This is a genomic window from Mumia zhuanghuii, from assembly GCF_042681565.1.
Lineage (GTDB): Bacteria > Actinomycetota > Actinomycetes > Propionibacteriales > Nocardioidaceae > Mumia.
Window position 1 is genome coordinate 72478 of record NZ_JBHUFT010000001.1, and the last position, 24427, is coordinate 96904.

Below are 24427 nucleotides of genomic sequence, written 5' to 3' on the forward strand. Positions count from 1 at the left end.
CGGCCCGGGGACCCTCCCCCGTTCTCCCCCGGGTCACTCTCTGCGCCTCGCGGGTCACTCCCGTCCCGCCCCGGGTCGGCGCTGACCCGGGGCGGCCAGAAAGGGACCCGGGGCGGCCAGAAAGGGACCCGGGGCGGTCAGATGAGGTCGCGGCGGACGGCCCAGACGACGGCCTCGATCGGGGTCGAGACGTCCAGCGCCGAGCACACCGTACGGAGCCGCCGGCGCACCGTCCGCTCCGACAGGAGCATCCGCCGCCCGACTGCCTCCACAGTCAGCCCCTGGGCGACCAGCGCAAGCAGCGTGAGGTCGTCGTGGTCAAGCGGCCCCGGTGGTGCGGTACGCCGCTGGTGACCGCCGCGTGTCATCGTTCCCCCCGTCCCCCTCATCGCCTGCTACCTCCTCGGGACCAACCGCTCGAGCTGGGTGACGTGCTCGGGTTGGAGCTCGTCGAGGGTACGGACGCCGAGCAGGCGCATGGTCCGCTCGATCTGGGTGGAGAGGATCTCGATGGTCTTGTCGACGCCCTCGCGCCCGCCAGCCATGAGTCCGTACAGGTAGGCGCGGCCGATCATTGTGAAGTTCGCGCCCTGCGCCACGGCCGCGACGATGTCGGCGCCGGACATGATGCCGGTGTCGAGGTGGATCTCGGTCGCACCGCCGACCTCGCGGGCCACCTCGGGCAGCAGGTGGAACGGCACCGGCGCACGGTCGAGCTGGCGGCCGCCGTGGTTGGACAGCACGATCGCGTCGACGCCGAGCTCGGCGAGCCGCGAGGCGTCCTCGATGCTCTGCACGCCCTTGACGACGAGCTTGCCCTTCCACTGCTGCTTGATCCAGGCGAGGTCGTCGAACGTGACCGTCGGGTCGAACATCGTGTCAAGGAGCTCGGCGACCGTGCCCGACCAGCGGTCGAGCGAGGCGAACGCGAGCGGCTCGGTGGTGAGGAAGTTGATCCACCACGCCGGCCGCGGGATCGCGTTGACGACCGTACGAGGCGTGAGGGTCGGCGGGATCGTCATCCCGTTGCGGGTGTCGCGCAGCCGTGCGCCTGCGACGGGGACGTCGACGGTGACGACGAGTGCCTCGTACCCGGCGGCGGCCGCGCGGTCGACCAGCGCCATCGACCGATCGCGGTCCTTCCACATGTACAGCTGGAACCAGTTGCGCCCGTGCGGGTTGGCGTCGCGGACGTCCTCGATCGAGGCGGTACCCATCGTCGACAGCGCGAACGGGATGCCTGCCGCGCCGGCGGCGGACGCGCCCGCGTACTCGCCCTCGGACTGCATCATCCGCGTGAACCCGGTCGGCGCGATCCCGAACGGCAGCGCCGACGTGGACCCGAGGACGGTGCGCGAGGTGTCGACCGTCGAGACGTCGCGCAGGATCCGCGGGTGGAAGGTCACGTCGCGGAACGCCTGGCGGGCACGGGCGAGCGACAGCTCCTCTTCGGCGGCGCCATCGGTGTAGTCGAAAGCGGCCTTCGGGGTACGACGCTTCGCGATCGCCCGCAGGTCCTCGATGGTCAGCGCGGCAGCGAGGCGACGCTCCTTCGGGGACAGCGTCGGCTTCTTGAACTTCAGCAGCGGCCGGAGGTCGCGAGGGCGGGGGGCGCGGCGTTCCATCAGAAGACCTTTCGAAGAGTGGTGCGGTGGAGCGGGCGAGGCAGGTAGTGCTGCTGGTCGAGCCTCGCGCCGACGAGCGCGCGAAGCGCGTCGAGGTCTCCCTCGACGCCGCCGAGGGTACGGGCCTGGACGAGCGCGTTGCCCAAGGCCGTGGCCTCGACGGGACCGGCGAGGACCTCCAGGCCGGAGCGGTCGGCGGTGAGCTGGCAGAGCAGCGTGTTGAGCGCTCCGCCCCCCACGATCTGGATCCGTCGCACGCGACGCCCGGCCAGGTCGGCGGCACGGTGGATCGTCGTCGCGAACGCCTCGGCGAGGCTCTCGAGGATCGTGCGCGCCATCTCGGCGCGACCCTCCGGCGCAGGCAGCCCGTGCTCGGCGGCGTACGCCCGGACGCGCGCAGGCACGTCCCCTGGCGCGAGGAAGCGCGGGTCGTCGACGTCGAAGAGCATCGGCGCCTCGGCATCGCCCGCGGCAGCGAGAAGGCCCGCGAAGTCGAGGGACCGCCCGTCCTCGCGCTCCCACGTACGGACGGACTCGCTGAGCAGCCACAGGCCCATCACGTTGTGGAGAAAACGGATCCGCCCGTCGACGCCGCCCTCGTTGGTGAACCCAGCCAGCCGTGCGTCCTCGGTGAGCACCGGGCGCTCGAGCTCCAGACCGGCGAGCCCCCACGTGCCGCAGGAGACGTACGCGTCGTCGGGTCCGAGCACGGTGCCGGCGACGGCGGACGCGGTGTCGTGCGAGCCCACCGTCGTGACCGTCAGGTCGTGGCCACCGAGCTCCTCGCGCACGTGCGGCAGCAGCCCGCCGAGCGTGGTGCCGGGCGGCGTGAGCGGCGGCAGGATCCCCGACGAGAAGCCGAGCATCGCCGCCAGGTCCGTGTCCCATCCGCCGGTGGAGACGTCGAGCAGACCGGTCGTCGACGCGTTGGTGACTTCCGCGCCGACGTGCCCGTTCAGCCAGTGGCCGATCAGGTCGGGTACGAGCAGAAGCGTGTCTGCGCGCTCCAGGTGGTCGCCGTCGGCGGCCAGCTGGAAGACGGTGTTGAACGGCAGGTGCTGGAGCCCGTTGCGGGCGTACAGCGCCGCCGGGTCGACCACGGCATGGACCTGCTCCACCGCGGCGAGGTTGCGCGCGTCGCGGTAGTGGAACGGCGTCGACACCATCCGGCCGTCGCGCATCAGCGCATAGTCGACCGCCCAGCTGTCGACCGCGAGGCCGACGAGCTCGGGCGTGGTCCGCACCGCGGAGCGCAGACCGGTGACGATCTCCCGGAACAGGCCGACCACGTCCCAGTGGAGGCCGTCGGGCAGCCGTACGGGGGTGTTGACGAAGCGGTGCACGACCTCGAGCCGCACACCGCCGAGGCCGACCTCGGCGACCACCACACGTCCGCTGGTGGCACCGAGGTCGACCGCTGCGACACGGAGAGGTTCAGTCATGCCCGCCTCAGCGCAGGAACGCGGCAGCGACGCCTGCGTCGACGGGGATGTGCAGCCCGGTCGTGTGGCTCAGTTCCGCGCTGCAGAGGACGAAGACCGCGTTGGCGATGTTCGACGGCAGCACCTCGCGCTTGAGGATCGTGCGCTGCGCGTAGAACTTGCCGAGATCCTTCTCCTCCACGCCGTAGACCGCGGCACGGTTGGCGCCCCAGCCGCTGGCGAAGATGCCGGAGCCCTGGACGACGCCGTCGGGGTTCACGCCGTTGACCTTGATGCCGTGCTCGCCGAGCTCGGCGGCCAGCAGCCGCACCTGGTGGGCCTGGTCCGCCTTGGCCGCGCCGTACGCGACGTTGTTCGGGCCGGCGAAGATCGCGTTCTTCGAGGAGATGTAGACGATGTCGCCGCCCATCTGCTGCGCGATCATCACCTTGGCGGTGGCCTGCGAGACGAGGAACGAGCCCTTCGCCATGACGTCGTGCTGGAGGTCCCAGTCCTTCTCGGTGGTCTCGAGCAGCGAGCGCGAGAGCGAGAGGCCGGCGTTGTTGACGACGAGGTCGACACCGCCGAAGGCGAGCACCGCCGCGTCGACGGCCGCCTGGACAGCAGCGGCATCGGACACGTCGACCTGGACGCCGACCGCGACGTCAGTGCTGCCGATCTCAGCTGCTGCCGCCTGCGCCTTCTCCAGTGACAGGTCGGCGATGACCACGCAGGCGCCCTCGGCGGCCAGCTTCTCCGCCGTGGCGCGCCCGATGCCGGAGGCGGCGCCGGTGACGAGCGCGACGCGGGTGGCCAGCGGCTTCGGCTTCGGCATGCGCTGGAGCTTGGCCTCCTCCAACGCCCAGTACTCGATGCGGAACTTCTCCGACTCGTCGATCGGCGCGTACGTCGAGAGGCCCTCGGCCCCGCGCATCACGTTGATCGCGTTGATGTAGAACTCGCCGGCGACGCGCGCGGTCTGTTTGTCCTTGCCGAAGCTGAACATGCCGACGCCGGGCACGAGCACGATCAGCGGGTCGGCGCCACGGATGGCGGGGCTGTCCGAGACCGCGTTGCGGTCGTAGTAGGCCTGGTAGTCCTCGCGGTATGACACCGCGAGCTCCGTCAGACGCGCGATCGAGTCCTCGACCGACGCGTCCGCGGGGAGGTCGAGCACGAGCGGCTTGACCTTCGTACGGAGGAAGTGGTCCGGGCACGACGTGCCGAGCTCGGCGAGCCGCGGGTGCTCGGCGTGCGCGAGGAAGTCGAGCACGACGTCGGAGTCCGTGAAGTGGCCGACCATCGGCCGGTCCTGCGAGGCGATCCCGCGGATCGTCGGTGCCAGCGCGGCGGCCTTCGTACGACGCTCGGCCTCGGGCAGCGCGGCGTACCCGTCGAGGGCGGGTCCGAAGGGCTCGGCCTTGCTGTGCTCCTCGATGTACGAGGCCGCGGTGCGGATGATCCACAGCGAGTTCTGCTCGGCCTCCTCGGAGGTGTCGCCCCAGGCGGTGATGCCGTGGCCGCCGAGGATGCATCCGATGGCCTGCGGGTTCTTGGCCTTGATCTCGGCGATGTCGAGGCCGAGCTGGAATCCGGGACGACGCCACGGGACCCAGACGACCTTGTCGCCGAAGATCGTGTCCGTGAGCGCCTCGCCGTCGACGGCGGTCGCGATCGCGATGCCGGAGTCGGGGTGGAGGTGGTCGACGTGCGCGGCGTCGACGAGTCCGTGCATCGCGGTGTCGATCGACGGGGCGGCACCGCCCTTGCCGTGCAGGCAGTAGTCGAACGCCGCGACCATCTCGTCCTCGCGGTCGACGCCCGGATAGACGCCGACGAGCGCGCGCATGCGATCGAGGCGCAGGACGGCGAGACCGGACTCCTTGAGGGTGCCGAGGTCGCCCCCGGAGCCCTTCACCCACAGCAGCTCGACGGCCTCGCCCGTGACCGGGTCGGTCTCGGTGCCCTTGGCCGAGGTGTTGCCGCCGGCGTAGTTGGTGTTCCGCGGATCGGCGCCGAGGCGGTTCGAGCGCTCGATCAGCGCCTTCGCGGTGCCAGTCGTAGAAGGTTCAGTCGTGGACATGGTCATCAGCTCCATCCGGCCTGGGTCCCGCCGACCCGCTCGGCCTCGATCTGGTCCTGGTAGCCGCTGGCGAGGTAGGCCTGCATCGGGTTCGCCGGCAGGCCCTGCGTCTCACGCCATGCGGCGAGGTCGGCGCGCACGTCGGTGTAGAAGGCGTCCATGAAGATCTCGTTCGCGAGCAGGACGTCGCCGTCCTCCTGGGCCACGGTCAGCGCCGCAGTGTCCACGAGCAGCGCACGCGCCGTCATCTCCTGGACGTTGAGCACCGAGCGGATCTGGCCCGGGATCTTCTTCTCGATGTTGTGACACTGGTCGAGCATGAAGGCGGTGTCGCCGTCGTTGCCGTAACCGCCGCCGCGGATGACCTCGAAGAGGATGCGGAACAGCTGGTACGGGTCGGCCGCACCGACGATCAGGTCGTCGTCGGCATAGAAGCGCGAGTTGAAGTCGAACGAACCGAGCTTCCCCAGCCGCAGCAGCTGCGCGACGATGAACTCGATGTTCGTGCCCGGCGCGTGGTGGCCGGTGTCGAGGCAGACGACGGCGTTGTCACCAAGCGCCGCAACCTGCGTGTACGCCGTACCCCAGTCCGGCACGTCCGTGTGGTAGAAGGACGGCTCGAAGAACTTGTACTCGAGCACGAGGCGCTGCTCGTCGGACATCCGCGCATAGATCGCCGCGAGCGACTCGGCGAGACGGTCCTGGCGTCCACGCATGTCGGCCTGGCCGGGGTAGTTGCTGCCCTCGGCGAGCCAGATCTTGAGGTCGCGCGAGCCGGTCGCGTTCATCACGTCGATGCACGCGAAGTGGTGGTCGATCGCCTTCTGGCGGATCTTGGCATCGGTGTGCGTCAGGGCGCCGAGCTTGTAGTCGTCGTCCTGGAAGGTGTTGCTGTTGATCGTGCCGAGAGCGATGCCCTGGTCCTCGGCGAACCGGCGCAGCGCGGCGTAGTCGTCGACCTCGTCCCACGGGATGTGCAGCGCGACTCGAGGCGCGAGTCCGGTGAAGCGGTGGACGGTCGCCGCGTCGGCGACCTTCTCCTCGGGCGTACGAGGCGTGCCGGGCGTGCCGAAGACCTTGAAGCGGGTGCCGGAGTTGCCGTAGGCCCACGACGGGACCTCGATCTCCTGCTCCGCGAGCCGCGACGAGATGTCAGCGAAGTTCGTCATGTCAGTTGCTCTCTCCATGCGTACGGGTCTCGTACGCGGTCGGGGCGGCCGCCTCGCGCGGGGCGGCCAGCTGGTCCTCGAGGTGGAAGATCTCCTCCAGCTCGAGGAAGCCTTCGTCTGGGGCTCCGTCGAGGTCCTCGAAGAGCTCGGCCATCTCGGACTGCCAGCGACGGTTCACGTCGGTGGCGGCCATCCGTGCTTGAGCATCCTCGAGCGACTCGGTCTCGAGGTAGCCGATCAACAACCCGTCGGGCCGGAGGAACAGCGAGTAGTTGTGCCAGCCGGCGGCGTGCAGGGCCTCGAGCATCTCGGGCCACACTGCAGCGTGCCGGCGCTTGTACTCGTCGATCCGGTCGGGCCGGACCTGCAGCTGGAAGCAGACGCGTCGCATCGTTCCTCCGAGATCTGGTGTGTGTCGTGCGGGTGGTGGTCCCGGCCTCCCCAGGCCGCCGGGGAGGCCGGGAACCACGTCTTGGGTCGACGACTCAGAAGTTGAAGTCGTCGATGTTGTCCTTGTTGAACTCGAGCGGCTCGCCGAGCACGACGACGCCGTCGGCGCCGACGGTGTACTCGCCGAGCTTGCCGGCCTCGAAGGTGTCGCCTTCCTTGCCCTCGATGTCGCCCTCGATGAGCGCCTTCGAGGCGAACGCGGTGAGGTAGCCGAGATCCTCGGGGCTCCACAGCGCGAACGAGCCGACGGTGCCGTTCTTGACGTACTCACGCATCTGGTCCGGGGTGCCGAGACCGGTCAGCGCGACCTTGCCCTTGTACTGCGAGTCCGACAGGTAGCGGGCCGCAGCGGCGATGCCGACCGTGGTCGGGGAGACGATGCCCTTGAGGTCCGAGTGCTTCTGGAGCAGCGCGGCCGTCTTGTCGAACGACGTCTGGTCGTCGTCGTCGCCGTAGACGGTCTCGACGAGCTCGATGTTCGGGTGGTTCGCCTTGAGCTCCTCCTCCATGAGGCGGATCCACTCGTTCTGGTTCGTCGCGTTCGCCGACGCCGAGAGGACGGCGATCTTGCCCTGGTCGCCGATGGCCTTGGCGATGAGCTCGACCTGCTTGGAGGCGATGCCCTTCGCGTCGGCCTGGCTCACGAAGAGATCGCGGTACTCCGGATCGGTGTCGGAGTCGAAGGTGACGACCTTGGTCCCGGCGTCACGCGCCTCCTGCAGCGCGTCGCCGATCGCCTTGGGGTCGTTCGCCGAGATGGCGATCGCGCCAGTGCCCTGCTGGGTCAGCGTGTTGATGTAGCTGACCTGCGAATCGGGGGTGGCCTCGGACGGGCCGACCTCCTTGAAGGTGCCCTCGAACTCCTTGACAGCCGCCTCGCCGCCCGTGGAGGACGCGTCGAAGTAGGGGTTGCCGAGGTTCTTCGGGAGGAAGGTCACCGACAGGTCGCCGTTGCCGCCGTCGCCGGAGCCGCCCTCGTCGTCGCTTCCGCCGCAGGCCGTGAGCACCAGGCTCAGGCCGAGCACGGCGGCGACGGCCGGGACGAACCGGGCGACGCCACGTCGCCTCGTCGTTGCTGTGGTCATCGGGATTCTCTCTCTCGTTCGCCGACCGGTGAGTCCGTGTCGGGGAGGGTGTTGCCGGTCTTGGTCGTTGATGACTGCGGTTCGGGGGCGCCACGCCGTCGTCGCCTGCTGCTGACCCAGCCGAGGGCGCTGGAGCCCACGACCGAGACGACCAGCAGCAGGCCGGTGACGATGTTGATGACGTCGGCGGTCTGGTCGGCAAGGCGCAATGCGCTGCCGATCGCCCCGATGAGGAGCACGCCGGCGATCACGCCGGGCAGTGCACCTCGTCCGCCGAAGATCGAGACTCCACCGAGAAGGACCGCGGCGATGACCTGCAGCTCCATCCCGTTGGCGTTGTCGCCGCGGGCACTGCCGTAGCGCAGCGTGTAGTAGATGCCGGCCAGCGCGGACACCACGCCGGTCAGCACGAACAAGATGAGCTTGGTCCGCTCGACACGGATGCCCGAGAACCGTGCTGCGCCCTCGTTGAGACCGATGGCGTAGACACCACGTCCAAAGGCGGTGAAGTGGAGAAGCAGGATGAAGAGGATCGCGAGCACCGCGAACGGGATCATGATCGACGGGATGTCGGACTCGCCGATGCGACCGCGCGCCCAGTCGGTCCAGGCGTCGGGGAAGTCGGTGACCGCCGTCGTCCCGAGCAGGCCGACCGCGACACCGCGGTAGAGCGCGAGCGTGCCGATCGTGACCGCGAGCGACGGGAGTCCGACGACGGTCACCAGGAAGCCGTTGAACGCACCGCAGAGAACGCCGACCAGCAGCGCCGCCACCGCCGCGACGAGGATCGGGGTGCCCTTGTCGTACAGGACGCCGAACGAGACGCTCGCCAGCGCGACGGTGCTCGCGACGGAGAGGTCGATCTCGCCGGTGATGATCACCAGCGTCATCGGCAGCGCGATCAGCAGGATCGGCGCGACGTCGAGAAGCAGGTACGTGATGGTGATCGGCCGGTCGAAGAACGGCACGGTCGCCGACGCGTACAGATAGACGGCGACCAGGGCCGCCCACACCGCGACGTCACGGTTGAGGAGGGCGCGCTGCCACAGCGGCCTCTGGTGGTCGCGGTAAGTCCGGGTGCCCTGCTGCGCCGGGGCGTCGGAGGGGTGGAGGAGGCTGGTCATGCGGCATCCCTCTCTGCGAGCAGCTTCTTGTGCTGACGCTCGCGAAGCACCTTGTCGAGGACGATCGCAGCGATGATGAGGAGACCGACCACCGCGCGCTGCCAGAAGTCCTGGATACCGAGGATCGGGAGGCCGCGGTTGATCGTCATGAGCAGGTACGCGCCGACCGCCGCGCCGAAGATCGTGCCGCTGCCGCCGAAGATCGCAACGCCACCGATGACGGCAGCACCCACGGCCTCGAACTCGATGCCGAGACCGGCGCCGGAGCTGATCGTGCCGTAGCGCGCGACGTACAGGACGCCCGCGAGCCCCGCGAGGCCGCCGGACGCGGCGAACGCGAGGAGCGTGCGCTTGGTCTTCTTGAGGCCGTACAGGGTGGCGGCGTCGGGATCCGACCCGATCGCGTACATCTCGCGGCCGCCGCGGGTGCGCCCCATCAGGTACGCGGCGATGCCGAGGACGACGAACGAGATCCAGGCCAGCGACGGGATGCCCAGGATCGACGACGTGCCGAACGAGAGCAGGTCGCGTGGGATGTCGGAGGCGTTGATCCGGTCCGAGCCGGCCCACGACATCATGATGCCGCGGTAGATGTAGAGCGTGCCGAGCGTGATGACGAGCGCCGGCACCTTCGCGAAGGCGACGAGCGCGCCGTTGATCAGGCCGAGCCCGACGCCGAGCAGGACCGCGAGCAGCAGGACGACGACGATCGGCAGCCCGGTGTCGACGAACATCCGCCCGGTCGCGTACGCCACGAGCCCGAGGATCGAGCCGACGGACAGGTCGACGTTGCGGGTGATGATGACGATCGCCTGGCCGACCGCGAGGACCACGAGGATCGACGGCGTCAGGAAGAGGTCGCGCCACCCGTCCTTGCTGAACAGGAACGACGGGTTGATGGCGGTGGTGACCGCGAGGACCACGAGGAACGCCATGATGACGCCGGTCTCGCGGGCCTGGAGGATCTTGCGGACCCGGGCGCCTGCGGACGGCTTCGGCGTCGTGGGGGCCGTGGGGGCTGCGGTGCTCATGCGGACGCTCCCTTGGTGTTCGTCGCCGCGGCGGTGTTGGTCGCGGCAAACATGACGGCCTCGGGGGTCGCCTCGTCGCGGCTCAGCTCTGCGGTGATGCGCCCCTCGTGGACGACCACGACCCGGTCTGCCATCCCGAGGACCTCGGGGAGCTCCGACGAGATCATCACGACAGCCAGGCCTTCGCCGGCGAGGGTCGACAGCAGCCGGTGCACCTCTGCCTTGGTGCCGACATCGATGCCGCGCGTGGGCTCGTCGACGATCAGCACGTCAGGCGCGGTGCTCAGCCACTTCGCGAGGACGACCTTCTGCTGGTTGCCACCGCTCAGGGTGCCCGCGAGGGTGTCGAGCGTGCTCGTCTTGACCTCGAGCCGCGCCGCCCACTCGCGAGCCGTGGCGCTCTCGGCGCGCGACGAGAGCAGACCGCCGCGGCTCAGGCGCCGGCGGATCGCCATCGTGATGTTGCGCGTGATGGTCGACTCGAGGACGAGCCCGTGCTTGCGGCGATCCTCGGGTACGAGCGCGAGACCCAGGCGGATGGCCGCGGCCGGGTCGCTCGCCGGCACGGCCTTGCCGTTGACCTTGACCGCGCCGGAGTCGTACGGGTCGACACCGAAGGCGGCCTGCATGATCTCGCTGCGCCCGGCGCCGACGAGACCGGCCAGTCCGACGATCTCGCCGCGACGGACCTGGAGGTCGATGTCGTGGAAGACGCCCGCGCGGCTGAGTCCCTCGATCTCGAAGACGACCTCGCCGATCTCGGCTGCCTGCTTCGGGTAGAGGTTGCCGACCTCGCGTCCGACCAACCGGCGGACGACGTCGTCGATGGTGACGTCCTCGATGCGGTCGGTCGAGATGTACGAGCCGTCCCGCATCACCGTGATGGTGTCGCAGAGCGCGAAGACCTCGTCGAAGCGGTGCGAGATGAACACGAGCGCGCGGCCCTCGTCGCGCAGCGAGCGGGCGATCGTCATCAGCCGGTCGACCTCGATGCCGGACAGCGCCGCCGTGGGCTCGTCCATGATGAGGACGCGGGCGTCGAGGGAGATGGCCTTGGCGATCTCGATAATCTGCTGGTCGGCGATCGAGAGCCCATCAGCGGGACGCTCGGGATCGATGGCGACGCCGAGCCGTGCGAACAGCGCACGTGCCTCGGTGTCCATCGCCTTGCGGTCGATGCGGCCGAAGCGGTTGCGGGGCTGCCGGCCCATGAAGAGGTTCTCGGTGACGCTGAGGTCAGGGAAGAGCGTCGGCTCCTGATAGATGACCGCGACGCCCGCGTCCTTGGCCTCGGCTGTCGTACGGAAGTCGACCGACTCGCCGAACAGCTCGTACGAGCCGGAGTCCGCACGGTAGAGGCCGGCGATGATCTTGACCATCGTCGACTTGCCAGCGCCGTTCTCCCCGACCAGCGCGTGGATCGACCCCGTGGTGACGGTCAGGCTGCCCGAGCGCAGGGCGACCACCTGCCCGAAGGTCTTCGAGACGTCGCGCAGTGCGAGCGCGACCGTCCCGGGGGGAGCTGTGGCCATCGACTTCCTCACCGACTTCCGTACACACGCCGTTCACAGAGGCCGTGTTTGAATCGTTTCAATTAACGTGGCGTTCACAACGTATATGAGCCCGCTCACAGGGTCAAGCGCGACTTTGAAACGATTCAGTGGCAGACTGCACACACCGTGCGACAGACTGCTTCGCGCACATCCCTGCGACACGAGGAGACGTCGTGGCCGAGTCACCCACTGCGCCCACGCCCGCGTCCAGCCTGCGCGACGTCGCCGCACTCGCCGGCGTCTCGGTCGGCACCGTCTCAAATGTCCTGAATCATCCTACGAAGGTCTCCGCGCAGACCGCCGAGAGGGTCTTCGCCGCGATCCAGCAGCTCGGGTTCGTCCGCAACGAGGCCGCTCGCCAGCTCCGCCAGGGCCACAGCCGCTCGGTCGGCCTCATCGTGCTCGACATCCGCAACCCGTTCTTCACCGACGTCGCCCAGGGGGTCGAGGACGAGGTCACGGCGCGCTCGCGCAGCGTGCTCCTCGCGAACTGCGCCGAGGACGCCGCCCGTGAGAGCGCGTACCTCGACCTCTTCGAGGAGCAGCGGGTCGACGGCCTCCTGATCTCCCCGGTCGGCGACGTGCTCGAGCGCCTTGACCGGCTGCGCGCTCGCGGGATGGCCGTGATCCTCGTCGACCGCCTCGCGTCGACGGAGTCGTACAGCTCGGTCTCCGTCGACGACGTCCAGGGCGGCCACCTCGCGACGGAGCACCTGCTGTCCATCGGGCGTCGCCGCCTCACGTTCGTCGGCGCCTCGACCGACATCGAGCAGGTGCGCGACCGTCTCGAGGGTGCGACCCAGGCGGTGGCCGAGGTCGTGGGCGCCACCCTCGAGCACCGTGAGATCGCCGGGATGAACGTCGCTCCGGCGCTGGTCGAGGGCGAGCGCATCGTGGCCCTGCCGCCCAGCGAACGACCCGACGCCGTGTTCGCCGCCAACGACCTCATCGCCATGGGGATGCTGCAGGCGTTCACGCTCGGCGGGCTCCGGGTGCCCGACGACGTCGCGCTCATCGGCTACGACGACATCGACTACGCGGCGTCGGCGGCGATCCCGCTGTCGTCGATCCGGCAGCCGTCGCGCGAGATGGGGCGCCGAGCCGCCGAGCTGCTGCTGGCCGAGATCGAGGCGGGTGGTCGCGGGGACCACCAGCACATCGTCTTCGCCCCCGAGCTGGTCGCCCGCGCCTCAACCCTGGGCTGACTCACTGCCGTCCACCTTCGCGATGTGACGCCTTGTCCACCGAATCTGCGCCGCGAAAGGTGGGTAAGGCGTCACATCGCGGGGGCGTCGTACGGGATGCGGACCGTGAACCGCGTATCGCCGGGCTCGGACTCCACCGTGAGGTCACCAGCGTCGCGTCGATCAGCTCGTGCACGTCGGTACGGACGAACGGCGCGCGGTCGAGCTGCGAGTACTGCTTGGCGGCGTCGACCAACGTGGAGACCTGCGTCGTCGCAATCCTCGATGCCGGTCATCTGCGGCATGCGATGGTCGGCGAGGATCACCGCGACCTCCTCACCGCGCAGCCGCAGCTCCTTGAGCGCCTCGAGCGCACGGGCGCCGGACTCCGCACGGACGATGCGGTACGTCTCGCCGTACCGGCGCCGCACGCGGTCGGCCGTGCCCGTGCTCAGGTGTTGTCGTCGCCGTGCTCGGGGGCGGCTTTCAGCTCGAGGCTGATCTGGTCGGCGTCGAGCATCGCGAGCGCCTCCGACAGCGCTGCCGAGCTGTACGTCCCGAGCGAGCGTGCGCGCAGGAGGGCGGCACGCTCGGCCGCGATGGTGTGGAGCCGCAGCTCACGGACCTCGTCGCGGATGCGCGCGGACTCCGCGGCCTCCTCCTCGTCGCCCGCGACCTCGCGCCGCAGCGTCGCGCGCACGCGGCGGAGGACCTCGTCGTCGTACGGCGTCCCGTCCCGGCGTCGGAGGTCCGCAGAGTCCAGAAGCGTCGAGGCAGCCCGGTTCATCTCGCCCTCCAGCTGCATGAGGTCGGGGTCGCGCCCACCGGCCTCGTCGCTCGCGAGCCCCAGCATCCGCACCGCCCACGGGAGCGTGCTGCCTTGGACGAGGAGGGTGCCCGCGGCGACGACGAACGCGACGAGCACGAGCGTCGCCCGTTCGGGGGTGTCGTGCGGAAGCGACTGCGCGGCGGCAAGTGTGACGACGCCACGCATCCCGGCCCAGACGAGGACCACGCCTTCGCGCCAGCCGAGCGGGACGGCGGTCAGGTAGTCGACATCGGCGAGGGCGCGTCCGATACGGCGTCGTATGTGCTGCTCGTGAGCGCCCCCGCGCGGGGCGACCTCGCCCTGGTCGAGGCGCTCCTGCAGCCCTTCCACTTTCTGGCGGTACTCCGATGCGTTGCGGCGCTTGCGGCGCACCGACAGCAGGAGCGGGAGGACGTACGCCGACCGGATCATGAGGATGATCGCGCCGGCGGCGAACCCGACCACCAGCGCGTTCGCTGGACTGTCGTGTGCGTCCTGCACGTCCTCGAGGACGCCGTACAGCTCCAGGCCCATGAGCAGGAAGACACCACCCTCGAGGAGCAGCTCGATCGTGCGCCAGTTCGACGTCTCGTACAGCCGGTCCTGCGGACTCAGGTACTTCGGCGAGCCCCGGCCGGTGACCAGACCTGCGGCGACGGCGGCAACGAGCCCGGAGGCGCCGAAGTGCTCTGCGGGGACGTACGCCACGAAGGGCACGACGAAGGAGATCGCCGTGCTCAGCGGGGCCTCGGTGATCCGGCGCCTCACGACGAGGTTGAGCCAGCCCACGAGCACGCCGATGGCGACGGCGGCAAGGACGGCCCACACGAAGTCGGCGGCGACGCCCCACACCGACACCGAGGCTGCGGTCGCCGCGATCGCCGAGCGCAGCAGCACGAGCGCGGACGCGTCGTTGAGCAGGCTCTCGCCCTCGAGCACCGTGACCACCCGCGGTGAGACCCCGAGCCGACGCACGATCGACGTCGCGACCGCGTCGGTGGGGCTGACGATGGCGCCGAGCGCGATCCCGGTCGACAGCTCGATGCCGGGGATGACCGCGCGGAAGAACAGGCCGAGGACGACCGCGCTGATCAGGACGAGGATCACCGACAGCCCGCTGATCGCCGTGAAGTCACGACGGAAGTCCATCGCCGGCATCGACACGGCGGTCGAGTAGAGCAACGGCGGGAGGACGCCGGCGAGCAGGACCTCCGGCGAGATCTCGATCGCGGGGACGAACGGGAGGAGGCTGATCGCGACGCCGACGAGCACGAGCAGGAGCGGGGCTGCGACTCCAACCCGGGGCGAGAGAACGGTGACCGCGACGATGCACACGATCGCTGCGATGCCGACGAGCAGATAGTCCACGCGCGCTCCTTCGTGCGGTCAGCTCAGCCCATCATCCCTGCTTCTCGGCATCACCTCACGTTTGCCAAGCATCGATGCACAGCCGATGCACGAAGGTGCGCGCCGTCGAGTGTTCACCGCGCGTTCGCGCCAGCGTAGGGATGCGGTCGCTCCAGATTCCTAGCGTGCCAGCGTCCGCTCTTCGACGACGCCAGGAGACCACCGTGCCCCCACTGCTGCCGTTCCTCAGCCCGTCCTCCGGCTCGCCATGCGCGTCGGGGCGCGCGGCCCTCACCTGCCGCATGCGCTGCGGCGACGCGTGCGCCCACGACGCACCCAACACGTCCGACAACGCGTACTTCGGTGACGTCGCCACCGCGATGTCGCGCCGCGGCCTGCTGCGCGCCGGGGCGGTCGTCGGTGTCGGCGCTGCCGCCGCCGGCCTCTCGCTCGGCGCCGCAGGCCCCGCCGCCGCCACGCCGTCCGTCTCCGCAAGAGCCGGCGCGAAGAGCTCCGACCACGGCGGCGCGAGCGGCAAGGGCCTCGACTTCGTACCGGTCGACCCGAACACGCTCGACCAGGTCACCGTCCCGCCGGGCTACGCGCAGGCGGTGGTGATGGCGTGGGGCGACCCGCTCTTCAAGGGCGTCCCCGCCTTCGACGTCGACCGCCAGAGCGCGGACGCGCAGCGCAAGCAGTTCGGCTTCAACAACGACTTCCTGGGGCTGCTCCGCCTCGGCCGCGGCCAGCACCTCATGGTCGTGAACCACGAGTACACCAGCGAGCAGATGATGCACCGCGGGTACGACGCCGCCAACCCGACGCGTGAGCAGGTCGAGATCGGCTGGGCGGCGCACGGCCTGAGCGTGGTCGTCGTCGAGGAGGAGCGCGGCACGGGCGCGCTCAGGCCGGTGCTCGGCCACCGCCTCAACCGCCGGTTCCACACCCAGACCGCGTTCGAGCTGACCGGTCCCGTCGCGGGCCACCCGCTCGTACGGACAAAGGCCGACCCGCGGGGGCGTACGGCCCTCGGCACGCTCAACAACTGCGGCGGCGGCCTCACCCCGTGGGGAACGTGGCTCACGGCCGAGGAGAACGTCAACCAGTACTTCGCGAACGGCGCGACCGTCACCGACCCCGTCACGCTCGCCCGCCTCAAGCGGTACGGGGCCGCGGGCGGCGCGACGGAGCGCAAGTGGGAGCGGTTCGACGACCGCTTCGACGTGGCCAAGGAGCCGAACGAGATCAACCGGTTCGGCTGGGTCGTCGAGGTCGACCCGTACGACCCGACGTCGACGCCGAAGAAGCGCACCGCTCTCGGCCGCTTCAAGCACGAGGCCGCCGAGCCGCGGATCACCGACGACGGCCGCGTCGCGATGTACATGGGTGACGACGAGCGTTTCGACTACCTCTACAAGTTCGTCTCCTCCGGCACGGTGGCGCGCGGCGACAACGACTCCGCGCGCCGCCGCAACCGCGACGTTCTCGACAGCGGCACGCTCTACGTCGCGCGCTTCCTCGGCAACTCCTCTCAGGCCGAGATCGACGGCACGGGCGCGCTGCCGAGCGACGGCGCGTTCGACGGCGTGGGCGTCTGGGTGCCACTGGTCAGCGGGACGACCTCGTACGTCAAGGGCATGACCGCCGAGGAGGTCCTGCTGTTCACGCGCCAGGCCGCCGACCTCGTCGGGGCCACCAAGATGGACCGCCCCGAGGACGTCCAGCCCAGCCCCCGTACGGGCAAGGTGTACGTCGCGCTGACCAACAACAGCAACCGTGGCGCGGCCGGCCAGGCGGTCGCCGACGAGGTCAACCCGCGCCACGCCAACAAGCACGGACACGTCCTCGAGCTCACCGAGCACGACGACGACGCAGCGGCGACCTCGTTCAGCTGGAACCTGCTGCTCGTGTGCGGCGACCCGAAGGACCCGACCACCTACTGGGGCGGCTTCGACGCGCGGCGCGTTTCACCGATCTCGTGCCCAGACAACGTCGCGTTCGACCCGCACGGCAACCTGTGGATCTCCACCGACGGCAACGCCCTCGGCTCGCACGACGGGCTGTTCGCAGTGCCGCTCGACGGCGATCGCCGCGGCCAGGTCAAGCAGTTCCTCACGGTGCCGGTCGGCGCGGAGACGTGCGGCCCGTGGATCGACGAGGACCGGGTGATGGTGTGCGTGCAGCACCCGGGCGAGAAGGACGGCGCGAGCGTCGATGCTCCGGCGTCGCGGTGGCCGGACGGTCCGGGCTCGGTGCCGCGTCCTGCCGTCGTCGCCGCGTGGCGCACCCGCCGCTGACGTCCCGCGCGCGGGGTGTGCCGGTTCCGCGGCGGCTAGCATGGCCGCCGTGATGCCGACACGCCCCGCGAAGCCGATCGACGCGGGCATGGTCCTTGTCGGGCCCGACCTCCTCCTCCAGGGCAGCGAAGACTTCTACCCCGAGGAGCAGCCGGTCCGCGAGGTGACCGTCCCGGCGTTCCGCATCGACCCTTGTGCGGTGACCAACGCGCAGTTCCGCCGTTTCGTCAAGGCCACCGGCCACGTCACGGTCGCCGAGCGGGCCCCTGACCTGCGTGAGTTCCCCGGGGCCGACCCGGCCGCGCTGGTGCCCGGATCCTTGGTCTTCACCCCGACCGAGGGCCCCGTCCCGCTCGACGACTGGCAGCGCTGGTGGCGCTGGCAGCCCGGCGCCGACTGGCGCCATCCGGAGGGTCCCGGCAGCACGCTCGACGGCCGCGAGAAGCACCCCGTCGTCCACGTCGCGTACGAGGACGCCGTCGCGTACGTCCACTGGGCCGGCAAACGGCTGCCGACCGAGGAGGAGTGGGAGCTCGCGGCCCGCGGCGGGTTGGTCGGCGCCCGCTACGCGTGGGGCGACGAGTTCATGCCGAAGGGCCGCGTCATGGCCAACACCTGGCACGGCGAGTTCCCGTGGCGCAACGACCTCCCGAAGAAGCGCGGGATGACCCAGCCGGTCGGGAGCTACCCTCCGAACGGCTACGGCCTGTTCGACATGACCGGCAACACGTGGGAGTGGACGGGCACGCCGTGGTCGCAGACCCACGAGGGCGAGGTCGCGCCGCCGTCGTGCTGCGCGCCGGCAGCTCCGCTCGACGAGGGCACGCGCATGGTCACGAAGGGCGGGTCGCACCTGTGCGCGCCGTCGTACTGCCACCGTTACCGACCAGCCGCGCGCCAGGGTCACGGCGTACGGAGCTCGACAGGACACGTCGGCTTCCGCTGCGCGGCCGACGCCTGAGCCGAGCGCGTCCGCTCAGCCGACGCCGATCAGGCTCACGCTCAGCGCGAACCCCAGGACCACCGGGAAGGCGCTGAGCACGCCCAGCCGTATGAACGCGGTCGGGATGAGGTGCGCCACGATGTCGGCGATCACGACGCCCCCTGCCAGCGACAGGACACCGGCGACCACGTTGGGTCCGCCGAGGTCGAGCAGCAGGTCCGCGACCACGGCACTGAGCCCGCCGTACCCGACGAGCGCGATCCACGTCCGCATCACGTGCGCGCCGCTGGCCCCACCGTCGACGAGCAGCGCGGTGCCGACGACGGCCTCGGGGACGCCGCAGAGGAAGACCGCGACGACGACCGCGGCGGTGATGCCGTGCCCGTGCAGCGCCCCGACGATGATCACCGCCTCGGCAGCGACCGCGAGCAGGAGCGTCGCGAAGCGGTGCTCGATCTCGGGCGGTGCCTGCCGGGTGTCGGCGATCGCGGCACCTAGCCCCCGCTGCAGCATCAGGGTCGTGGCCAGCGCGACCCCGGCGAGCATCCCCCCGGCGATGACCAGCTCGCGACCAGCGTGGTCCGCCGCCTCGATGATGAGCTCGAACGACACCGCCCCGAGCAGCGCGCCAGCACCGATCCCGGCACCGACGGCGACCCACGACGGCCTCGGCGGGCGCCACAGTGCGAGCACCCCGCCGACGACGAACGACGACGCGGCGACAACGCCCCACAGCAGCGCACTCAGCATGAGAGCGACGCTCCCACATCACGCCACCGTGTGGGAATCTCCCGCGCGACCTTTGCCGTACGCCCCCTACCAAAGGTGGGGCCGTCGCTCGACCTCCGGCCGATGCGCCATGAGCCTGGAGGCAGCGAGACTGAGGGAGTGACGCTCTCACTCGCGGGTTTCCTCCTGGTGATGGCGCTGGTCGACGGCACCAGCATCGGGACCCTCGTCATCCCCATCTGGCTCGTGCTGGTGACCCGGCGGGGCGAGCTCGGGCGGGTCCTGGCCTACCTCCTCACCATCGCCGCCTTCTACCTCGTCCTCGGGCTCGCACTCGCCGCGGGCGCGTATGCCGTCGGGCCGGCGATCGTCGACGCGCTCGACTCCGTCGTGGGCGATGTGGTGGTGATCGCGGCGGGTGCTCTGCTGGTCTGGCTCAGCTATCGGGTCGATCCGAAGGCCAAGGCGAAGCGCGGCGAGGATCCAGAGTCGACCGCTCGTCGCTGGCACGAGCGCATCGCCGCGGCTCTGGGCACCCGCCGCGGCATCGTCGTCCTTGCTCTTGCCGCCGGTGCGGTCGAGGCCGCAAGCATGCTCCCCTACCTCGCGGCGATCGGCGCACTCACGGCCGCCGACCTGGGCGCGGCCACGACGATCGCGACGCTCGTCGTGTACTGCCTCGTGATGATCACGCCCGCACTCGTCATCCTCGCGCTCCGGATCGTGGCGGCGCGCTGGGTCGACGCGCCGCTGCGTCGCTTCGGCACGTGGGCCGAGCGTGGTGCGGGCTCGGCGACGGCGTGGCTCCTCGGCATCATCGGCGTGCTCCTGATCCTGAACGGGGTCGGTGCGCTCGTCTCGCGCTGACCTGGCCGGCGCGACGCTGGTCCCCCGTGGCTCTCGCACCCACGTGTCCGTAGCCTTTTGCGCATGGAGCCCACCGAGGACCCGGCACGGCGGATGCGCGTGTCCGACGCCGAACGCGAGCACGTCGCCGAGATCCTGCGCGCGGCCGCCGGCGACGGGCGCATCGACGCCGACGAGCTCGACGAGCGGCTCGGCGCCGCCTACACGGCCCGCACGGTCGCCGACCTCGTCCCGCTGACCGCCGACCTGCCGGATGCGCCGCCCTTCGCGCAGGCCCTCCCGGTCCGCCCCGCGCAGCCGGCGCAGCACGTGAATGCGGTCGTGCCGGCCGGCCCCGCACGCGAACGTGGGGTGGCGATCATGAGCGGCTTCGAGCGGCGCGGGGACTGGCTGGTCCCGCAGCACCTGACCGTCACCGCCGTGATGGGCGGCGCGCTCATCGACACCCGGCGCGCCCGGTTCAGCGCACCCGAGGTCGTCATCACCGTCAACGCGATCATGGGTGGCGCCGAGGTCGTGGTCGCCCCGACGACCCGCGTCGTGATGGACGGCATCGGGATCATGGGCGGCTTCGGTGGTCCGACCGACGACAGCGAGGTCGGGCCGAACTCGCCGACAGTACGGGTCCGCGGGGTCGCGATCTGGGGCGGAGTCTCGGTGCGCCGCGGCACGCTCGACGAGCGTTGAGCAATCGACCGGCGTTCTTCGCTCAGCGTTAATCGGTTGACCCGGCATGGCATCCTGGATGGGCGATGAAGAACTGACACCGACTCCGCTCGCGTCCGAGGCCACGTGCCCGGCGAGCCCCTCCGGACCCCACGAGGTTCCTCGGTGTCTTCTTCTGCTCATCCCCCCGCCGCTTCGCTCGCCGCCGCGACCAGCCGCGCGCTCGTCGCCCGCGGCATCACCGTCGCGTACGGGCTGCGCACCGTCCTCGACCGCGTCGCCCTGACCGCGTCTCCCGGTGAGCGCCTCGGGCTCGTCGGCGAGAACGGCGCCGGCAAGTCGACGCTGCTGCGTGTGCTCGCCGGGATCCAGGCGCCCGACGACGGCACGGTCACGCGTCCCGCGCATGTGACATACCTCGGCCAGGTCCCCGACCTCCCCGACGACGGCACGATCCGCGATGCGGCCGACGCCGCGCTCGCCGACTTCCGCACTCTCGAGACGCGGATGCGCGCGCTCGAGCACGCGATGACCGACGGTGACGAGGCGGTGCTCGAGGAGTACGGCGACGTCCTCGACGAGTACGAGCGGCGCGACGGCTGGTCGGCGGACGCGCGGGCAGCACGCGCCCTCGCCGGACTCGGGCTCGGCGACCTCCCTTCGGACCGACAACTCTCGACCCTCTCGGGCGGGCAACGCTCGCGGCTCGCGCTCGCGCTGGCGCTGGTCGTGTCGGCGGACCTGATGCTTCTCGACGAGCCGACGAACCACCTCGACGACGCGGCGGTGGACTACCTGGAGCGCGCGCTCGCCGAGCAGCACGGCGCGGTCGTCGTGGTCTCGCACGACCGTGCCTTCCTCGACGCGACCTGCACCGGCATCCTCGACCTCGACCCGACCCTCCACGTCGCGCCGGACGGCACCACGTCGACCGGTCCGGCCCGCTACACCGGCGACTACACGGCGTACCTCGACGCGAAGGCGTCCGCCCGCGTGCGTTGGGCGCAGGCGCGCGACGCGTGGGAGACCGCGTACGCGGAGGCGAAGGCGGTCGTGACCAACGGCAGCCGGCAGGTCGGGCACCAGGGCTACCGTGCGCCGCGCGACAACGACAAGTTCATCGGCCACTTCCTCGGCGAGCGCAAGGACGCCGCGGTGTCGAGGCGGGTCCGCGATGCCGAGAACCGGCTCGCGCGGCTCGCGGACCACCCGGTTCAACCGCCGCCGGAGAAGCGGGCGTTCACCGGACTCGTCGACGCCGCACCCGCCGACGGCGTGCTCGTCTCCGTCCGCGACGTCGTGGTGGCCGGACGCCTGCGTCTCGACGCGCTCGACGTCACCGCGGACAGCCGGCTGCTGGTCGTCGGTCCCAACGGCGCAGGAAAGTCCACGCTGCTCGGTGTCCTCGCCGGCGTCCTCGAGCCCGACTCCGGGACCGTACGACGGCAGCGTCGGCTGCGGGTCGGCTACCTCCCGCAGGAGGACGCGTACGCGGATCCCGGCGCGAGCGCGCTCGCTGCCTTCGCCGCCGGCCGCGACGCGCCGGCCGAGCAGTGGCGCGACGCGCTGCGCGAGACCGGCCTGCTGCACCCCCGCGACCTCGACAAGCCGGTGGCGGACCTGTCGATCGGACAGCAACGACGGCTGTCCCTCGCGCGGGTCGTCAGCGAGCACCCGCAGCTCCTGCTCCTCGACGAGCCGACCAACCACCTGTCGGTCGCGCTCGTCGAGGAGCTCCAGGAGGCGCTCGCCGCGTCGCGCGTCCCGGTCGTGCTGGTCACCCACGACCGCTGGTGGCGTCGGGAGTGGGACGGCGCGACGCTCGCGCTCTGACTGCTTGACGCATGCCGATATGGGTATATGATTCTTCCCATGGCACGGGCAGCAACGACGTCGGACGTCTTCAACGCGATCGCCGAGCCGCGGCGCCGGGAGATCTTGGTGCTGCTGCGGACAGGCGAGCGGCCGGTGACCGAGCTGGCCGAGGAGCTGGGGATGACGCAGCCAGGGGCGTCCAAGCACCTCCGGGTGCTTCGGGAGGTCGGGCTGGTGCGAGACCGCAAGGCAGGCAAGCAGCGTCTGTACGGCCTTGACGCCCGCGGGCTGCGCCCGGTCCACGAGTGGGCCGGCGGGTTCGAGCAGTTCTGGAACGAGAGCTTCGACCGCCTGGACGCCTACGTGCAGGACCTCAAACAACACGACAAGGGGATCGACTGATGAGCACGACAGGACAAGGAACGTCGCCGACGTCGGCGACGGCCGACCGCGAGATCGTCATCACGCGGGTCATCGACGCCCCACGGGAGCTGGTGTTCGAGGCGTTCACCGAGGTGCGGCACCTGTCGCAGTGGTGGGGACCGGAGGGGTTCACCACCACCACACGGTCGTTCGAGTTCCGGGTCGGCGGAGAGTGGGACTTCGTGATGCACGGACCGGACGGGACGGACTACCAGGAGTGGATCACGTGGACCGGGATCGTCCCGTCGGAGCGGATCGCGATGCTGCACGGTGAGTCCCGCGACGACCCGAACGCCTTCGAGTCGGTCCTGACGTTCGAGCCGGACGGGCCGGCGACCCGCATCGAGATGCGCACGGTGTTCCCCACCGCGGAGCTGCGCGCCGAGGCCGTCGAGATGTTCCACGCGATCGAGGGTGGCGAGCAGACTCTGGCCAACCTGGCTGCCTACGTCGCTCAGGCCGCCCGGTCGGGAGAGGAGGGCTGATGGCCGGGACGGTGTTCTTCAGCGTGTCGATGTCGCTGGACGGCTTCATCGCGCCCGAGTCCTCGGACGAGCTCATGGGGAAGCAGTGGAGGGAGCTGCAGCAGTGGGTGTTCCCGCAGCGGTTCTTCCGGGAGAACCTGTTGCTCGGCGAGGGCGGCGAGGAGGGGCGCGACAACGACATCCTGCGCGAGACGTTCGCTCGCACCGGCGCGAGCGTCATGGGCAAGCGCATGTTCGACGCCGGCGAGGCGATGTGGCCGGAGCAGGCGCCGTTCCACACGTCGGTCTTCGTCGTGACGCACGAGAAGCGTGAGCCCTGGCAGCGGCCGGGCGGGACCACCTTCCACTTCGTCAACGACGGCATCGAGTCCGCGCTCGACCAGGCCCGCGAGGCCGCCGGCGACCGCGACGTCCGCATCGCAGGCGGCGGCGAGACGATCCTTCAGTATCTGAACGCGGGCCTGGTCGACGAGTTCTCGATCGCGCTGTCGCCCGTGCTGTTCGGGTGCGGGGTCCGCCTGTTCGACGGCGTCGACGCCGACCGCGTCGCTCTGGAGCAGGTCCGCGCGGAGTCGTCGCGGAACGTGACCCACCTGACCTACGCCGTCCGGCAGCGTTAGCCTCTCGGCGCGTCAGGGCAGCTCGACGTCGAGGTGCTCGACCACGAGCCGCCCGTCGGGGAGCCGCCGCAGGTCGAGCGAACCGTCCGGGACACACCTGCGCTGGCGACGGTCGAGCAGTCGGAGCGCGTCGTACGTCCCCTCGGGCACCGTCGTGGTGCCGACACGGCGCTCGCCGATCATCACAGCGGCGACGTCAGTTCCCTCGATCACGTCGAGCCAGACGGGCACGTCGTCGATGTCGTCGAGATCGGCGGGGTCGTGCGTGATCGGCCACGCCCATGCCAGCACGGCCTGTGTGCCCGCCTCCTCGTGGAACGGGAGGGTCTCGAGGAGGACATACTCCGGGTCGTCCTCTCGCACGCTGCCGAACGCGACCACCCCGCGCGGGAGCGTGAACTCCTTCGGTGTCCGCAGCATCCGATACAGGAGACGCACCGTGGCCAAGGTGGACGTGACCCCGCTCCACAGCATCGGCCGCCAGAGACGCTCGGGAGGCGTCCCTCGCGTCCATGCCCGCATCAGCAGCGCGAGGCGTCGCCGGTGGTCTCCCGGTGCTGCCAGGCCGCCGAGTAGGCCTGCGCAAGAAGCTCGCCGTCCGCCACGTGTCCTCCTCGCTCGCCGTCCGACCGGAGTATGACGCGCGAGCCGCAGTCCCGTCCCGCAGACCGACGAAACCCACCCCTGCGAATTCCTACCGTG

General features: G+C 70.5%; 23 protein-coding genes. 9 read left to right on the forward strand and 14 right to left on the reverse strand.

Annotated elements, in window-relative coordinates:
- Positions 1-137: 137 nt before the first annotated feature.
- The 10 genes from ACFSDF_RS00365 to ACFSDF_RS00410 form a co-directional block, all read right to left on the reverse strand.
- A complete protein-coding gene (locus tag ACFSDF_RS00365; RefSeq protein WP_167000545.1) occupies positions 138-368 on the reverse strand; it encodes a LuxR C-terminal-related transcriptional regulator in 231 nt (76 codons plus the stop codon).
- Between the two features lie 27 nt (positions 369-395).
- Positions 396-1625, reverse strand: a complete 1230-nt coding sequence (locus tag ACFSDF_RS00370) for an alpha-hydroxy acid oxidase (protein WP_167000547.1) — start codon at positions 1623-1625, stop codon at positions 396-398.
- Positions 1625-3067, reverse strand: a complete 1443-nt coding sequence (locus tag ACFSDF_RS00375) for a rhamnulokinase (RefSeq protein ID WP_377155597.1) — start codon at positions 3065-3067, stop codon at positions 1625-1627. The genes ACFSDF_RS00370 and ACFSDF_RS00375 overlap by 1 nt, the downstream gene beginning before the upstream one ends.
- Positions 3068-3074: 7 nt before the next feature.
- On the reverse strand, positions 3075-5129 hold the full coding sequence (locus ACFSDF_RS00380; protein WP_167249723.1) for a bifunctional aldolase/short-chain dehydrogenase: 2055 nt from the start codon (positions 5127-5129) through the stop codon (positions 3075-3077).
- 5 nt (positions 5130-5134) lie between these two features.
- Entirely contained in the window at positions 5135-6298 is a 1164-nt protein-coding gene (gene rhaI, locus ACFSDF_RS00385) for an L-rhamnose isomerase (protein WP_167249721.1), read from the reverse strand.
- A gap of 1 nt (position 6299) precedes the next feature.
- The gene (locus ACFSDF_RS00390; protein ID WP_167249719.1) at positions 6300-6689 is read right to left on the reverse strand and encodes an L-rhamnose mutarotase; all 390 of its coding nucleotides are present in this window, start codon (positions 6687-6689) and stop codon (positions 6300-6302) included.
- Between the two features lie 94 nt (positions 6690-6783).
- A complete protein-coding gene (gene rhaS / locus ACFSDF_RS00395) occupies positions 6784-7833 on the reverse strand; it encodes a rhamnose ABC transporter substrate-binding protein (protein ID WP_167000557.1) in 1050 nt (349 codons plus the stop codon).
- A complete protein-coding gene (locus tag ACFSDF_RS00400) occupies positions 7830-8957 on the reverse strand; it encodes an ABC transporter permease (RefSeq protein ID WP_167000559.1) in 1128 nt (375 codons plus the stop codon). The genes rhaS and ACFSDF_RS00400 overlap by 4 nt, the downstream gene beginning before the upstream one ends.
- Positions 8954-9988, reverse strand: coding sequence for an ABC transporter permease (locus ACFSDF_RS00405; protein ID WP_167000561.1), 1035 nt, complete (start codon positions 9986-9988; stop codon positions 8954-8956). The genes ACFSDF_RS00400 and ACFSDF_RS00405 overlap by 4 nt, the downstream gene beginning before the upstream one ends.
- The gene (locus tag ACFSDF_RS00410; protein ID WP_167000563.1) at positions 9985-11520 is read right to left on the reverse strand and encodes a sugar ABC transporter ATP-binding protein; all 1536 of its coding nucleotides are present in this window, start codon (positions 11518-11520) and stop codon (positions 9985-9987) included. Before ACFSDF_RS00410 ends, ACFSDF_RS00405 begins: the two co-directional genes overlap by 4 nt.
- Positions 11521-11714: 194 nt before the next feature.
- Here ACFSDF_RS00410 and ACFSDF_RS00415 point away from each other — a divergent pair, with 194 nt between their 5' ends.
- Positions 11715-12746: a LacI family DNA-binding transcriptional regulator gene (locus ACFSDF_RS00415; RefSeq protein WP_243845055.1), complete on the forward strand. Its 1032-nt coding sequence runs from the start codon at positions 11715-11717 to the stop codon at positions 12744-12746.
- 71 nt (positions 12747-12817) lie between these two features.
- On the opposite strand, the gene ACFSDF_RS00420 is transcribed toward ACFSDF_RS00415, so the two are convergent.
- Together ACFSDF_RS00420 and ACFSDF_RS00425 are read right to left on the reverse strand one after the other, a co-directional pair.
- Entirely contained in the window at positions 12818-13156 is a 339-nt protein-coding gene (locus ACFSDF_RS00420) for a response regulator (protein WP_208322205.1), read from the reverse strand.
- A 20-nt stretch (positions 13157-13176) separates the two neighbouring features.
- Positions 13177-14901, reverse strand: coding sequence for a cation:proton antiporter (locus tag ACFSDF_RS00425; RefSeq protein WP_167000565.1), 1725 nt, complete (start codon positions 14899-14901; stop codon positions 13177-13179).
- 203 nt (positions 14902-15104) lie between these two features.
- On the opposite strand from ACFSDF_RS00425, the gene ACFSDF_RS00430 reads away from it, so the two are divergent.
- Together ACFSDF_RS00430 and ACFSDF_RS00435 are read left to right on the forward strand one after the other, a co-directional pair.
- Positions 15105-17177, forward strand: a complete 2073-nt coding sequence (locus ACFSDF_RS00430; RefSeq protein WP_377155603.1) for a PhoX family protein — start codon at positions 15105-15107, stop codon at positions 17175-17177.
- Between the two features lie 52 nt (positions 17178-17229).
- Positions 17230-18138, forward strand: a complete 909-nt coding sequence (locus ACFSDF_RS00435; RefSeq protein ID WP_243842822.1) for a formylglycine-generating enzyme family protein — start codon at positions 17230-17232, stop codon at positions 18136-18138.
- A gap of 15 nt (positions 18139-18153) precedes the next feature.
- Here ACFSDF_RS00435 and ACFSDF_RS00440 read toward each other — a convergent pair whose 3' ends face one another.
- Complete coding sequence (locus ACFSDF_RS00440) at positions 18154-18870, reverse strand: ZIP family metal transporter (protein WP_377155605.1); 717 nt, start codon at positions 18868-18870, stop codon at positions 18154-18156.
- Positions 18871-19008: 138 nt separating this feature from the next.
- Here ACFSDF_RS00440 and ACFSDF_RS00445 point away from each other — a divergent pair, with 138 nt between their 5' ends.
- The 6 genes from ACFSDF_RS00445 (at position 19009) to ACFSDF_RS00470 (ending at position 23725) form a co-directional block, all read left to right on the forward strand.
- Positions 19009-19716, forward strand: a complete 708-nt coding sequence (locus ACFSDF_RS00445) for a GAP family protein (protein ID WP_167000573.1) — start codon at positions 19009-19011, stop codon at positions 19714-19716.
- Between the two features lie 63 nt (positions 19717-19779).
- The gene (locus tag ACFSDF_RS00450) at positions 19780-20403 is read left to right on the forward strand and encodes a DUF1707 SHOCT-like domain-containing protein (RefSeq protein ID WP_167000574.1); all 624 of its coding nucleotides are present in this window, start codon (positions 19780-19782) and stop codon (positions 20401-20403) included.
- 144 nt (positions 20404-20547) lie between these two features.
- Positions 20548-22215 carry an ABC-F family ATP-binding cassette domain-containing protein gene (locus tag ACFSDF_RS00455; RefSeq protein WP_243842823.1) on the forward strand — a complete coding sequence of 556 codons (1668 nt, stop codon included), beginning with the start codon at positions 20548-20550 and terminating at the stop codon, positions 22213-22215.
- 39 nt (positions 22216-22254) lie between these two features.
- Complete coding sequence (locus ACFSDF_RS00460; protein WP_377155608.1) at positions 22255-22599, forward strand: ArsR/SmtB family transcription factor; 345 nt, start codon at positions 22255-22257, stop codon at positions 22597-22599.
- Complete coding sequence (locus ACFSDF_RS00465) at positions 22599-23105, forward strand: SRPBCC family protein (protein ID WP_377155610.1); 507 nt, start codon at positions 22599-22601, stop codon at positions 23103-23105. The genes ACFSDF_RS00460 and ACFSDF_RS00465 overlap by 1 nt, the downstream gene beginning before the upstream one ends.
- Entirely contained in the window at positions 23105-23725 is a 621-nt protein-coding gene (locus tag ACFSDF_RS00470; protein WP_377155612.1) for a dihydrofolate reductase family protein, read from the forward strand. Before ACFSDF_RS00465 ends, ACFSDF_RS00470 begins: the two co-directional genes overlap by 1 nt.
- Positions 23726-23737: 12 nt before the next feature.
- On the opposite strand, the gene ACFSDF_RS00475 is transcribed toward ACFSDF_RS00470, so the two are convergent.
- The gene (locus ACFSDF_RS00475) at positions 23738-24163 is read right to left on the reverse strand and encodes a hypothetical protein (protein WP_167000580.1); all 426 of its coding nucleotides are present in this window, start codon (positions 24161-24163) and stop codon (positions 23738-23740) included.
- Positions 24164-24427 lie beyond the last annotated feature (264 nt).